General features: G+C 61.2%; 11 protein-coding genes. All 11 read right to left on the bottom strand.

All coding sequences use genetic code 11. The annotated features are described in order from the left end of the window. Positions 1-38: 38 nt before the first annotated feature. A complete protein-coding gene (locus tag RGU44_RS16780; RefSeq protein WP_322218201.1) occupies positions 39-1,922 on the bottom strand; it encodes a TonB-dependent receptor domain-containing protein in 1,884 nt (627 codons plus the stop codon). 70 nt (positions 1,923-1,992) lie between these two features. Continuing rightward, positions 1,993-3,900, bottom strand: a complete 1,908-nt coding sequence (gene dxs / locus RGU44_RS16775; RefSeq protein ID WP_322182258.1) for a 1-deoxy-D-xylulose-5-phosphate synthase — start codon at positions 3,898-3,900, stop codon at positions 1,993-1,995. 152 nt (positions 3,901-4,052) lie between these two features. Then, positions 4,053-4,940: a farnesyl diphosphate synthase gene (locus tag RGU44_RS16770; protein ID WP_322182256.1), complete on the bottom strand. Its 888-nt coding sequence runs from the start codon at positions 4,938-4,940 to the stop codon at positions 4,053-4,055. Then, positions 4,937-5,179, bottom strand: coding sequence for an exodeoxyribonuclease VII small subunit (locus RGU44_RS16765; RefSeq protein ID WP_322182254.1), 243 nt, complete (start codon positions 5,177-5,179; stop codon positions 4,937-4,939). Before RGU44_RS16765 ends, RGU44_RS16770 begins: the two co-directional genes overlap by 4 nt. Positions 5,180-5,362: 183 nt before the next feature. Then, positions 5,363-6,610 carry an SfnB family sulfur acquisition oxidoreductase gene (locus RGU44_RS16760; RefSeq protein WP_322182252.1) on the bottom strand — a complete coding sequence of 416 codons (1,248 nt, stop codon included), beginning with the start codon at positions 6,608-6,610 and terminating at the stop codon, positions 5,363-5,365. Positions 6,611-6,621: 11 nt separating this feature from the next. Then, positions 6,622-7,224: an OmpW/AlkL family protein gene (locus RGU44_RS16755; protein WP_322182250.1), complete on the bottom strand. Its 603-nt coding sequence runs from the start codon at positions 7,222-7,224 to the stop codon at positions 6,622-6,624. 299 nt (positions 7,225-7,523) lie between these two features. Continuing rightward, on the bottom strand, positions 7,524-8,765 hold the full coding sequence (locus tag RGU44_RS16750) for an acyl-CoA dehydrogenase family protein (RefSeq protein ID WP_322182248.1): 1,242 nt from the start codon (positions 8,763-8,765) through the stop codon (positions 7,524-7,526). A gap of 31 nt (positions 8,766-8,796) precedes the next feature. Next, positions 8,797-10,224, bottom strand: coding sequence for an LLM class flavin-dependent oxidoreductase (locus RGU44_RS16745; RefSeq protein WP_322182246.1), 1,428 nt, complete (start codon positions 10,222-10,224; stop codon positions 8,797-8,799). Positions 10,225-10,481: 257 nt separating this feature from the next. Then, complete coding sequence (locus RGU44_RS16740) at positions 10,482-11,654, bottom strand: acyl-CoA dehydrogenase family protein (protein ID WP_322218198.1); 1,173 nt, start codon at positions 11,652-11,654, stop codon at positions 10,482-10,484. 103 nt (positions 11,655-11,757) lie between these two features. Then, positions 11,758-12,603 carry an amidohydrolase family protein gene (locus tag RGU44_RS16735; RefSeq protein ID WP_322182244.1) on the bottom strand — a complete coding sequence of 282 codons (846 nt, stop codon included), beginning with the start codon at positions 12,601-12,603 and terminating at the stop codon, positions 11,758-11,760. Next, positions 12,600-13,748 (bottom strand): FMNH2-dependent alkanesulfonate monooxygenase, encoded by a 1,149-nt coding sequence (gene ssuD, locus RGU44_RS16730; protein WP_322218195.1) that lies wholly within the window; start codon positions 13,746-13,748, stop codon positions 12,600-12,602. The genes RGU44_RS16735 and ssuD overlap by 4 nt, the downstream gene beginning before the upstream one ends. Positions 13,749-13,877: the final 129 nt, after the last annotated feature.

Raw genomic sequence — 13,877 nt, 5'->3', positions numbered from 1 at the left:
CAGACTTCCAGGGCAAGTCGGCTGGGGGCCGAGGGTGGCTACAACTCCGGTGTCCAGGTCAGGCCCAGCATCCAGGTGCGGCCTTCTTCGCGATAGCCGTAGTTGTTGCCTTCGAAGCTGTAGAGCGTTCGACTGTAGCGTCTGTCCAGAGCGTTATCGAGTTTCAGTTCCAGTTTGACTTCATTACTCGCCGCCCAACTGCTGCGCAAGCCGAACAGGGCGTAACCGCCGATGGGCTGCAGGTTGTTCTCGTCGTTGTAGCTGTGGCTGATGGCTTGCCAGGTGGCGCCCAGGCCCAGCCGGTCGAATTGACGATCCATATCCAGGCTGAACGTGCGTCGGGCACGGCGGCTCAGGGTGTGGCCGGTGTCACGGTTGCGCGGGTCGATAATCGCCAGCCCCAGGCTGCTTTGCCAGCCGAACAGCTCTTGGTGCAGCGCTGCTTCGAAGCCGTTGATTCGTGCCGAGGCAAGGTTTTGCGGGCGGTAGTTGGCGTCCAGCGCAATCGCGTCCTGCAAGTCGGTGCGATACAGCGATGCTTCCAGGCGGCTGGTCTCGGTCAGGCGGCTGCGCCATTGCAGTTCATAGCTTTTTGAATGCTCGGGCTTCAGGTTGGGGTTGCTGAAGTCGGGGTAGTACAGGTCGTTAAAGGTCGGCGCACGAAACCCTTCGCTGTACGAAAGCAGCACGTCGTTGTCGGGGTTAATCGGCACGGTCAGCGTGCCGCTCCAGGTGTTCTGTCCGCCGAACTGCTGGTTCTGATCATGACGGAGCCCGAGCTCCGTTGAAAAATGTTCGCTTTGATAACGATGCTGGATAAACGCGGCACGATTCCAGCGGCTGTCTTCATCGAATACCGTGCTGCTATTGACCCGATCTTCGTACCAATCGGTGCCCAGTATCAGGCTGTGCCGATCATTGAGCGTCAGGGTGTTCTGCCAGTTGGCCGAGTCCCTGTAGGTATTGAAGACGCTGCGGTCGTCGCTGAGCGTGTCGAGGGACGTGTCGCGGTTTTCGCTGTGGCCCAGCTCCAGGCGGGACTTCCAGTGCTCGCTGAGTCGCACGTCGAAATAGGTACTGACGCTGCTCAGGTCGAACTTGCTGTACGGCTGTTGCCCGACGCTGTTCTGCGTGGCGGGGTCATAGCGGCCGAAGCTGTTGTCGAACTCGGTCTTGCCGCGGTTATCCAGCAGGTTCAGGCCGATCTCGATATCGTCATCGAGCTGATGGCTGAGGTTCAGGCTCAGCGACTTGTTGCGATAGGCATCGTCATCGCCGTCGCTGGCGAAAGACTCCTGCGACCGGTTGATCCCGGCGGTTTCATCAAGGCTGACGCCAAGGTTGAAATGCGTCTGCTGATCGCCCCCGGACAGTCCCATGCTGCGCTGCCAGCTATTATTGCTGCCGTAGCCCATCTTTAACCGTGGCTTTAGTCCCTGCTCAGCGCCACGCCGGGTAAAGATCTGAATCACCCCGCCAATCGCGTCTGCGCCATAGATCACCGAGCGTGAGCCGCGCAGCACTTCCACCCGCTCGATCTGATCGACGCTGAGAAACTGCAGATTGCTGTCAGCCGAGGTGGCATTGGCGATGCGTTGTCCGTCGACCAGTACCAGGCTCTGCGCCGACTTGGTCCCGCGAATGAAAATCCCCGGGAGGCTGCCGCGACCGCCGCTCGGTGCGACTTGCACGCCGGGCACGCGGCTGAGCAGGTCGTTGACGCTGCCGGGTTGCAGGCGCTCGATGTCTTCACGGGTGAATACGCTGCTCGCGGCGCTGCTGGTACTGCGCTCTTCAACCTGGCGGTTGGCGCTGATCAGCATGTCCGGCAGTTTCAGCGCGGCATCGCGCTCAAGGGTATCGGCCAGCGCGTTCGTGGCGGGCAATAACGAAAGGGTCAGGGCAAGGCGGCGCAGAGTCATATAGGTCGAATAAGGCAAAACCGGCGCACGACCCGGGTTAATGAGTGTGCGCCGTTTCAGAGGGGCAGGCTTAGCGTGAAGCCTGTTCGATCAGGTGCAGACGCTGTTGGATCGATGCTTCGATACCCGGCGCATCCAGCCCGCATTCAGCCAGCATTTGCGCAGGCTTGGCGTGCTCGACGTAGCTGTCCGGCAAGCCCAGGTGCAGCACCGACTTGAGGATGTTTTCGCGGGCGAGAAACTCGCTGACCGCAGCGCCCGCGCCACCCATGATCGCGTTCTCTTCGATCGTTACCAGCAAGGTATGACTGGCCGCCATCTCTCGAACCAGCGCTTCATCCAGTGGTTTGACGAAACGCATGTCGACGACGGTGGCATCCAGCGTTTCGGCGACCTTGAGGGCTTCGGCCAGTTGCACGCCAAACACCAGTATCGCGACGTTCTGACCGATGCGACGCACCACGCCTTTGCCGATTTTCAGCGGTTCAAGGCTGCTGTCGATCAGCGCATTCGGGCCGGTGCCGCGTGGGTAACGCACCGCCGCCGGGCCTGAATGCAGGAAACCGGTGCTGAGCATTTTGCGCAGTTCATTCTCGTCGCTGGGGGTCATGACCAGCATGCCGGGAATGCAGCGCAGGTAAGACAGATCGAAGCTGCCAGCGTGGGTCGGACCGTCTTCACCCACCAGACCTGCGCGGTCGATGGCGAACAGCACGTCGAGGTTCTGCACGGCCACGTCATGGATCAACTGGTCGTAGCCGCGTTGCAGGAAGGTGGAGTAGATCGCCACCACCGGCTTGGCGCCTTCGCAGGCCATGCCCGCCGCCAGCGTGACCGCATGCTGCTCGGCGATGGCGACGTCGAAGTAGCGCGCCGGGTAGCGTTCGCTGAACTCGACCAGGTCCGAGCCTTCTTTCATGGCGGGCGTTATGCCGACCAGGCGTGGGTCGGCCTGGGCCATGTCGCACAGCCATTGGCCAAACACACCGGAATACTTCGGCCCGCTGGCTTTTTTCGGTGCAACGGCCGGGGCGTCCAGAGGCTCGAGCTTGGTAATCGCGTGGTAGCCAATCGGGTCCGCTTCCGCCGGGGCGAAACCTTTGCCTTTTTTGGTGACCACGTGCAGGAACTGTGGGCCTTTGAGGTCACGCATGTTGCGCAGCGTCGCGATCAGCGTCGGCAGGTCATGGCCGTCGATCGGGCCGATGTAGTTCCAGCCTAGCTCTTCGAACAAGGTGCCGGGGACCAGCATGCCTTTGGCATATTCTTCGGTACGACGGGCGATTTCCCACGCGCCAGGCAAGCGCGACAGCACTTTTTTGCTGCCTTCACGCATGCTTGCGTAAGTGCGGCTCGAGAGGATTTTCGCCAGGTAATTCGACAGCCCGCCGACGTTGCGCGAGATCGACATGTCGTTGTCGTTGAGGATCACCAGCATGTCGGCGGCCACTTCCGGCGCATGGTTCAGCGCCTCGAAGGCCATACCGGCTGTCAGGGCGCCGTCACCGATCACGGCGATGGACTTGCGCGAACTGCCTTGCAGGCGGGAAGCCAGGGCCATGCCCAGCGCTGCGCTGATGGACGTGCTGGAGTGGCCAACACCAAAGGTGTCGTACTCGCTCTCGCTGCGACGCGGGAAGGCTGCGATGCCGTCCTTCTGACGCAGGCTGCCCATCCGGTGCCGACGGCCCGTGAGAATTTTGTGTGGGTAGGCCTGATGGCCCACGTCCCAGACCAGGCGGTCGTCCGGGGTATCGAAGACGTAGTGCAGCGCGATAGTCAGCTCGATGACACCCAGGCCGGCACCAAAATGCCCGCCGGTCTGGCCGACGGTGTAGAGCAACTCCTGGCGCAGTTCATCAGCCAGGGTTTCCAACTCAGCCTCACCCAACCGACGCAAGCCGTCCGGCGTTGCCGCGCGGTCGAGCAGGGGCGTAGTGGGGCGCTCGCGGGGAATCTCTTTGAACGTCGTGGGCATCAGGCGAATCGTTATAAGTAAAAGAGGCGGCAGTTTACCTGATGCAGCGCAAGCTGCCCACGAAGCACGGCAGAGGATGATCAGACAGTGGCTTTAATTTCGTGGATTTTCAGATCTGACGGTTGTCTGTGAGCTTGTTGTTGCGGTGTATTTCAGCTACGGCGCTCAACGATATAGCGGGCAAGTTCGCGCAAGGGCTCCGCCGACGCGTCGAAAGGTCGCAGGGCCTGCAGCGCCTGATCACGTAGCTCCAGAGCGTAGCCTTTGGCAGCTTCCAGGCCCAACAGAGACGGATAGGTCGGTTTGTCGCGGGCAATATCGGCGCCCTGGCGTTTACCGAGGGTGGCGGTATCGCTTTCGACGTCGAGAATGTCGTCCTGCACCTGAAAGGCCAGACCAATGGCCTGTGCATAAATTTGCAGGGCTTTGAGGTCGGCTTTCTCGGCGCGGCCACTGGCCAGAGCGCCGAGCTTTACACTGGCTTCGATCAAGGCACCGGTTTTATGCCGGTGCATGAAGGCCAGGGCGGCCTGATCGAGCTTGAGGCCCACGGAGCCCAAATCAATGGCCTGACCACCGACCATGCCCGCCGGGCCTGCGGCCAGGGCCAGGGTGCTGACCATGTTCAAGCGGGTTTCGGTATCTTGCGGCGACAACGCGGAGTCGAGTAATGCGCTGAATGCCAGGCTTTGTAGACCGTCACCGGCAAGAATCGCGCAGGCTTCATCGAAGGCTTTATGGGTAGTGGGTTGGCCGCGACGCAGATCGTCGTCGTCCATCGCCGGTAAATCGTCATGCACCAGCGAGTAAGCGTGGATCAGTTCCACCGCGCAGGCCGCGCCGTTGGCAAGCTCCGGGTTGGCGCCCAAGGCTTCGCAGGCAGCATAAGCGAGCAGCGGCCGGACACGCTTGCCGCCGTTCATCACGCTGTAGCGCATGGCAGCATACAGTCGGGTCAGTTCGGGGCTTGGTGCCTGGAACAGGCCATCCAGCGCCGCATTGACGCGGGCCTGACTGCGGGCCTGATAGGTGGAAATCATTCTGGCTGATCCTCGTCGAAGGGCTCTTCAGTCAGTTCACCGTCGCGTTCGAGCAATACCTGCACCTTCTGCTCGGCCTGCGCCAAGGCGCCCTGGCAGTCGCGGGTCAGGCGGATACCTTGTTCGAAGGCGGTCAACGAATCCTCCAACGACAGCTCGCCGTTCTCCAGGCGCTCAACCAGCGTTTGCAGATCAGCGAGGGACTGTTCGAAATCCGGTGCAGCTTTCTTGCGGGCCATGGCGGCTATCTCGGTAGACGTTAAACCGGCGCGACACTAGCAGAGCAACGGCTTCGGGGCAAATCAAGGACGCTGCTCAGAGGCCATAACGCTACGCCAAAGGGACGCGCTTTGTCTGCTCGGGGAGGCCTTTTCGTGGGGGATACACCTCGCCAGTGCGACTGTGCCGACGAGGTGTAAGGCTTACAGCCAGGGATGACGCGGCGGCTTGATCTCGTTCAGGACATAGTTGCCGATGGCGTGGAATTTCCAGCGCACGGGGTCGTGCAGGGTATGGGTGCGTGCGTTTCGCCAGTGGCGGTCGAGGCCGTATTCCTCCAGCGTGGCGCGGGTGCCCGCCAGCTCAAATAACTTGTTGCTGGCCAGGATGGCGGCCTCGGTGGTGAGTATCTTGGCTTCTGCGGTGCGGATCGAGGCCACTGCGACGCTGTCTTCGCTCGGATCGAGCAAGGCATGGTCAATGGCGTCGGCAGCCAGATCAAGGACCGCTTCCGCGGCGCGCAGGCGCACCTGGATGTCGCCGATTTGTTGCAGGATATACGGGTCTTCAGTGGCCTTTTCCTGACCTGAATCGATCCAGGGGCGAGTGAAACTGCGCACATATTTCAGGGTGTCTTCCAGCGCGCTACGGGCCAGACCGGCGTCGATGGCGGCCTGGAGAAACTGGGAGATCGGCCCGGCAGCGGTAGGGTTGGCAAATGCGCGCCAGATCGGGATCACATGACTGGCCGGCACGCGGACCTTGTCGATCAACACCGTCCCGCTTGCGGTGGTCCGCAGGCCGAAGCTGGACCAGTCGTTGACCACCTTGAGCCCCGAGGTATCGCGCGGGACGATGGCCAGATGCGGCAAACCCTCATCATTGACCGCGACGATAGGAATCCAGTGCGCCAGTAAGGCCCCGGTGGAGAAAAACTTCTGCCCTTCGACGATGAAGTCGTCGCCCTCTGCGCTGATTTTGGTCTGGAACTCTGCAACGTTGCGCCCGCCACGTTCGGAGAAGGCGTTGCCGAAACGAGTACCGGACAGCGCGAGGTCGAAGAAGAAGCGCTTCTGCTCCTCAGTACCGTCCAGCGCGATGTGGACGAGAATGACGAAATGGTTCTGTGGCAATTGGCCTAGCGAGGCGTCGGCGGCCGCGATCAATTTGAAGACTTTGGCCACGGTACGGTAACTGGCCCCTAAACCGCCGAACTGTTTGGGCACGACGATGCTCCACAGGCCGCTTTGCGAATAAGCGTCCAGCTCGGCGAATGGCAGTCGGCGTTCGCGGTCGCGCTGGATGGTTTCCTGAGCGAACTGGCTGGCTAGGCGCTTGGCGGCATTGATGGCCTGGGCCTCGCTTTCCAGGCGAGTGGCGGGTGTTTTGGATTGGATCTGCAGGTACGGATCGCTCGGGCTGGCAGTATCGACTTTAGGTAATGAGCTCATGATGATTTCCTTTAGAAGCGGTAGCCGAGGTTAAGGCTGTAGATGGTGGGGTCGACGTCGACACTGCCGACCTTGGTGCCAGCGATTTTTACGTCGCTGTTGATCTTCGCGTAGCGCACGTCAGCGCCCAGACTCCAGTGCTCGTCGATGGCCACATCCACACCGGCCTGAAAGGCCGCACCCCATGAGTCGGAGAGTTCAAGTTTGGCGCCGTTGTCCAGATGCTCGTCGAAGAAGTAGGTGTAATTGATGCCTACGCCTACGAAGGGCTGTACTTTGGCGCCGGGCAAGAAGTGGTACTGCAGCGAAACAATCGGCGGCAAGTGGCGGGTGCTGCCAACCTTCTCTCCGTTGAGCTTGATGTCGTGTTTGAACGGCAGGCCGCCCAGTACATCGATGGCCCAGTTAGGGGTGATGAAGTAGGCGATGTTGAAGGTGGGACCGATAGAACTATTGATGTCTATGGTCCCGGGCGTGATGTTGCCGGGGTCGGAGGTAGGCACGATGTCGCTGATACCTACGCGCACTTGCCACGGGCTTTCTGCGTAGACCAGTGGCGCCGCGACACATAGCAGGGCCCCGAGGGTTGTACGTTTTAGCCAGCGATACTGCATAAAGCACTTCCTTGATTCCAGGTGTAACGGACAGCGTTTTAAACGCCGATAGGGTTTGCTCCACCACGTCCGTACATCCGGTATGCAGGGCAGCACAAGACCTTCTGCAGGCTTTATGCCAGATATTAAGTTATTGTTTTTAAACGATTTTATTTCTATATGATTGCGCGAAAGTGTCTGTCGAGTGACAGTGCTGATGAAGTTCTGTTGCTGGCCAGACAGTCGTTTTCTGCTGCGCGGAATAGACAAAGGCCAGCGCAAGCGCTGGCCTTTGTAGTCAGTGGGCGATACCCGGTTTATCAGGCAGTCTGTTTGCTGCCCCCTCCGATCTGCCAGACATAAGGCGGCTCGGTGCCGTTGATCTCCCAGTCGCCGATGATGCGCTCCTTGTAGATCAGCGGATTGTGCGACGCCGTTGTGCGGGCATTGCGCCAGTGCCGGTCGAGTTGCTTGGTGGTGCTGGTGGCCGATGCGCCCAGTGCATTGAACAGGTCGCTGGTGGCGCGCAGCACCAGCTCGGCGATCGCCACCTGCGCCTGGGCAGACTCCAGCTCTGCGGCGATGTTGGCATCGCGTTCCGCTTGCTCGTCCTTGCCATAGCGGGTGACGTAGGCCCGCTGCGAGGCGTGCGCGGCCCGGATTGCAGCTGCTTCGGCGGCGTAGACCTGGGCCGACGCCTTGCCCACGACTTGTTGGACCTGAGCATCTGCGCTGGCGGACGACGCGTTGCCCGTGCTGAAGATGCGCGTACGCGTGCGCACTTCCTCGGCGATGTCGCGCACGGCAGCGCGACCGGAACCCACCAGCACGGCCAGCAGCGTCAGTTGATAGAAGGCTGTCTGGTATTTGAAGCGGGTGGAGAAGTCGATGATGTTCTCTTCTTCGACCACGGCGTTCTCGAATACCGACGTTCCGCTGCCGGTGGTGCGCTGACCGAAGCCGTCCCAGTCGTCGCTCTGACGGACGCCCGGTTGCTGGACCCTGACAGCAGCGATCACATCGGCACCGTTGTCATCGCGCTGGGCATACAGGTCGATCCAGTCGGCGAAGAGACTGCCGGTGCTGTAGTACTTGGTGCCATTCACGACCCACTGCTCGCCCTGACGGCTGACGCGGGTGATGACCTGGCCGATCCTCACGCCGCCCACCTCGGTCCAGGCGTTGCCGACCAGTTCACCGGCGACGAAGCGTTTGAACCAGACGTCCTGGGCGCTTGTGGCGTGGGCGTTAAGACGGTCCTCGACAAAGGCCAGGTGACCACGCAGCGCCTGCGGCAGATTGGAGTCGGCCTCGGCCAGCTCGATCAGCAACTGGACCAGTTGTGGCAGCGAGGCACCGGCTCCGCCGTGTTCAACCGGGATGCGCACAGCGCCGAAACCGGCCTCTTTCAGCCATTTTATCTGCTCGAAGGGCAGCACTCGGTTGCGTTCACGCTCCACCGCGCCTTCGGCAATACGCGCGAAAATCGGCCTGAAGCGCGCAGCGAGCTGCTCGTAATCGGTACCAAGCGACAGCGGGTTTAACGGTTGATGGCTAGACATTGATTGAACTCCTCTTGGACGATACTGCGCGTCAGGTCAGGTTGGAAAACTTGGACGGTTTGGTCTGGTCGGTGGCGTTTGCCCCGTTCTTGAACGCACCTCGATACTGAGCGGCAGGGTGGTCGGCCGCGGCGTACGCCGAGTCGCTGTCGAGCAGGTTTTCTCGCAAGGTGCTGCCCTCATACGAGGTGCGCACACGCCCCCGGCGTTGCAATTCGGGGACGATGTACTCGACGAAGTCCACAAACGATCCGGGTGTGATGGCATAGGCCAGGTTGAAACCGTCGATACCGCCGACATCCACCCAACGTTCCAGTTCATCGGCCACGGTTTTCGGGCCACCCACCAGTACGGGGCCAAGGCCGCCAATGCTGCGGTGCTTGATGATGTCGCGCGGTGTCCATTTACGGTGTGGGTCGGCAGTGGCGAGCAGTTCCAGTACCGAGCGAATGCTGTCGTTGTCGATGGCTTCCAGCGGTTGATCCGGGTCGTACTCGGAGAAGTCGATGCCGGTCCAGCCGCCGTAGAACGACAACATACCTTCGCCATTGCTGTAGCCCAGGTATTCCTGGTATTTGGCTTGCGCAGCCTCATCGCTTTCGGCAGTGATCACCGTAAGCAGCGTGAATATTTTCAGCGAATCGCGTGTCCGGCCTGCCTCTACGGCGCGGTTGCGGATGTCATCGGAGACCTCCCGCGCCTGTTCTGGAGTGGCCGGGCTGATGAACACGCCTTCGGCATGCTTGGCGGCAAAGGCGCGACCACGGGTGGAAGCGCCGGCCTGGAAAATTACCGGGGTGCGTTGCGGCGACGGCTCGGACAGGTGGATGCCGGGCACGTCGAAATACTTGCCTTTGTGGCCGATGGGGTGAACCTTGCTCGGGTCGGTGAAGATGCCTTTCTCACGGTCGCGCAGCACCGCGTCTTCATCCCAGGAACCCTCCCACAGTTTGTAGGTGACATCCAGAAACTCGTCGGCGATGTCATAGCGTTCGTCGTGGGAGATCTGCTGCTTGAGGCCGAGATTGACCGCCGCGCTGTTCAAGTAGGAGGTCACGACGTTCCAGGCCACGCGGCCTTTGGTCAGGTGGTCAAGGGTGGAGAACTTGCGCGCAAGGGCATACGGCTGCTCGTAGGTCAGCGCGGAGGTCACACCGAAACCCAAGTGTTTGGTCACGGTGGCCATGGCCGGTACCTGAAAGAACGGGTCGTTCACTGGCACTTGATCGGCATCAATCAGCGAGGTTTCCACCGAGCCCCGATAAACGTCATAGACACCCACGACATCGGCGATGAACAGCGAGTCGAAATAACCGCGCTCGAGCAACTTCGCCAGGTCGACCCAGTAGTCGAGGTCCTTGTATTTCCACGCTTGGCTTTCTGGGTGACGCCAAGTGCCAGCGGCCTGGTGGCTAACGCACGTCATGTCGAATGCATTGAGAATAATGCGAGATGCCATAGTCGGTTAACTCCTTACTCGATAGGTTCATTAAGCGCACGCGGCACATGAATGATTGTTTCTGTCGAGATTGCACAGTCCGTGCCGAGTCAGGAAAGCCGGGTAATACAAGGGCTCTGGCTGTTTTTAGAGCCTGCAAGTGTTGGTCGGGCAACACTTTGCTGTTTGATTGGGCAATAGCCAACAGTACGGTTCGGTGCTCGGAGAGGCCGGGAAGCAAGCCCGGCCCGGCAATCAATTTCCTGCGAGGTTAGGGCTCAGGAATAAAAACTGGGAGTAGGCGGGGTCTGCTTCAACGCCCACTCGCCGAGTTCGCGGATGCGATAGTCCACAGGGTCGTGCAGGGTCTGCGTGCGCAGGTTGCGCCAGTAGCGATCGAAGCGCCGCGACGCGTTGGTCGCGCGTGCGCCGGTGACTTCGAACAAACGGTTGCACACGTCCAGGCCGATTCTCGTGGCGTAGACTTTGGCGCTGCCGATGGCGAGGGCCAGTTGCGCGCGTTCCTCGGCTTCCAGGTCCTCGGCTTTATTCCAGGCGTGGTCGAACCGTGTATTGGCCCGTTCGGCCAGTGCGCGAACGGCCTCCAGCCCCGCCCAGAATTCCCCGTAGTGGGCCAGCACGTACGGGTCGTCAACGGCTTTACTGACATCGGCCTTGAACCAGGGGCGCGCCTCATTAACCGTATAGTCGCGAGCCTGTTCGAAGGCGCCTTCGGAGATTCCCAGGAACAGGTTGACGAAGGTCAGTTGCGCGAGCAATGGCCTCAGGCTGGAAAAGTGCGTACTCAACGGGCCCGGGTCGAGGAGCAGTTCGTTATCCTCGACCCGCACGCGTTCAAAGCTGGCGCTGCCGCTGTCGGTCTGGCGTTGGCCCATGTTGTTCCAGTCGCCATGCAGAGTGATGCCGGCACGGTCGGTGGGAATGGTCGCAATCAGCAGCTTGCCACTGGAGCTTTCATCCAGCGCCGAGGCGATCAGCATGTCGGAGTCGCTGGAGCCGGAACAGAAACTTTTGGTGCCGGAGAACTCGCGCCAGCCGTCGAAACGGGTCGCTATCGTGCGGGTGTCCAGAGGATTGAGGGCGTTGCCCCAGAACCAGTTCTTGCGGGCGGTCTGTTCCAGCAAGGGTTGCCATTGATCTGGCCTGGCGAACAGACGCACGGTGGCCAGCATCAGGTGCTGGAAGCCAAAGACATGAGCGATGGAGCTGTCGACTTTGGCGAACTCGCGAACGATATTCAGGGCTTCGCTCCAGCTGGCACCCGTGCCGCCGAACTCGCGGGGAATGCTGAGGGCAAGCAAGCCGCTATCACGCAGGGCGTCGCGCTCGGCCTTGGGGGTGCCGCCGCGTTCGTCACGCTCGGCAGCGGTCATGGCAAATCCGGCCGCCAGACGACGGGCGATCTGCAAGGGATCGTTTGGGGTGGTCACAGGTGACTCCTTGATTGGCTAGGGCGCAGGCCGTCACCGAGGTTCATGCGCCGGGCAGCCCCCCTTATAGACAGGTGCTTACCCGACGTTTATCCAGACGGCGTTACAGTCCGAACAGCCTTGCGGCGTTGCCATAAAGCAGCTTGTCGAGTGCTGATGCGTTGAAACCGAGGGCCTGGGCGTCGTCGATGGACTGGCGAATCGGCCTGAACGGGTAGGACGAGCCAAACAGCAACTGGTCAGCAAGAAAACCGTTAGACGCCTGGACATAGGCTTCGCTGCCGGGCTGGAACAGGTACATGTCCGGCACCAGATAAATGTTCGGGTAGCGGAAGGCGACGCCGATGGCCTGCTGCACGTTCGGCCAGTAGCCGTGGTAGCAGACGATGGACAGTTGCGGGAACGCCTGGGCGACTTTTGCCAGGTGCCCAGGGTTGTTGAACGCCGGGTCGGGGGTGGTCGGGCCGCTCATCAGGAACAGGGGGATGCCGCGCTGGTCCAGGTGTTCGTAGATCGGCCAATACAGCGCATCGTCCGGATGACGAGCAGGCGCCCCGAAGCCCGGCTCCAGGTCGATGCCAACCAGTCCGAGCCGGTTGATCGCACGGTCGATTTCGGTAATAGCACCGTCGATGCCTTGCAGCGCGGGGTCGATACTGCCGATGCCGAGCAGTTCGTCATGGCCCTGAACGATGACGTGGATCAGATCGTTGGGCAGATGCTGGCTAGGGGTGTGACGGCCGACCACCACCGCCTTGCTCAGCCCAGCATCGCGTACTTCGTCGAGGAAACCCTCGGGCGTCAGCGAGCGGGCGAAGTGCTCATCGTTGCCGCGAGTGCCCACTCGGCGATTGAGCCAACGTGCGGTGGCGTATTCCGGGGAGCCGGGTGTGGCACCGAAGAAGTCATGGAGGTACGCCGGCCGGCAGCGCATATCGATGACTTTCATGCGGCGGCCTCATCTTTTGCTGGTTTCTTGCCGGCGCGAACGTCGAACGCACCCCCGGTCAATACCTGATCGCTCACGGTGACCGGCTGCTTGCCCGGCAGCAACGGGAACACCAGTTCAGCGAAGCGGAAGGCTTCTTCCAGATGGGGGTAGCCAGACAGGACAAAGCGGTCGACGCCAAGGGAAGCGTATTCCAGCAGGCGTGCGGCGACGGTCTGTGGATCGCCGACCAGTGCGGTACCCGCACCACCGCGGACCAGGCCAACACCGGCCCAAAGGTTAGGCGACACTTCCAGCTTGTCGCGTTGCCCGCCATGCAGGGCGGCCATGCGCCGTTGGCCTTCGGAGTCCATCTTCGCGTAGTTCTGTTGCGCGTCAGCGATGGTGTCGTCGTCGAGGTGGCTGATCAGTTCCTCGGCGGCGGCCCAGGCTTGCTCGTTGGTTTCGCGCACGATCACATGCAGGCGCACGCCGAAATGCACCGTACGGCCATATTTTTTGGCTCGTGCACGCACGTCGGCTATCTTCTCGGCCACGGCGGCGGGCGGCTCGCCCCACGTCAGGTAGGCGTCGACATGCTTGGCTGCCAGTTCATGGGCGGCCGGTGAGGAGCCTCCAAAATACAGCGGCGGATGAGGGCGCTGGACTGGAGGGAAGAAGTTTTGCGCGCCTTCTACCCGCACATGCTTGCCAGCGAAATCCACGGTTTCGCCGCTGAGCAGTTGGCGCCAGACGGTGAGGAATTCATCGGCGGCTTCGTAGCGCTGATCGTGATCGAGGAAAATGCCATCGGCGGCTAATTCGGTGGCGTCACCACCGGGCACCACGTTGAGCAGCAGGCGTCCGTGGCACGCCTGGTCCAGGGTCGCAGCCTGGCGCGCAGACGCGGTGGGGTTGCCGAGCGAAGTGCGCAGCGCAACCAACAGTTTGATGCGCTGGGTCACGGGCACCAGGCTGGCGGCGGTGATCCACGGGTCGAGGCAACTGCTGCCAGTCGGGATCAACAGACCGTCATAACCAAGGTTCTCGGCGGCCACAGCGATCTGCCGCATGTATTCGTTGGTGGCCGGGCGACCGCTGTCGGACTTGCCCAGGTACCGGGTGTCGCCGGAGGTGGGTAGAAACCAGAAAATATCGAGACTCATGAACACAATCCTCGTTGCAGGGGTGGGCGTCACTGGCCTCGAGCAAGGTGAGGAGCGACGGGGCGTGCAACGCAGGGCAAGTACGGCTTTGTTATCGGGGCTTGCTTGGGCAAGTCTGTGAGAAAAACG

This window comes from Pseudomonas sp. 5C2, from assembly GCF_034314155.1.
Taxonomy (GTDB): Bacteria; Pseudomonadota; Gammaproteobacteria; order Pseudomonadales; family Pseudomonadaceae; genus Aquipseudomonas.
Note: the sequence above shows the minus strand (reverse complement) of the source record. Positions and strands in the feature narration are given on the sequence as shown.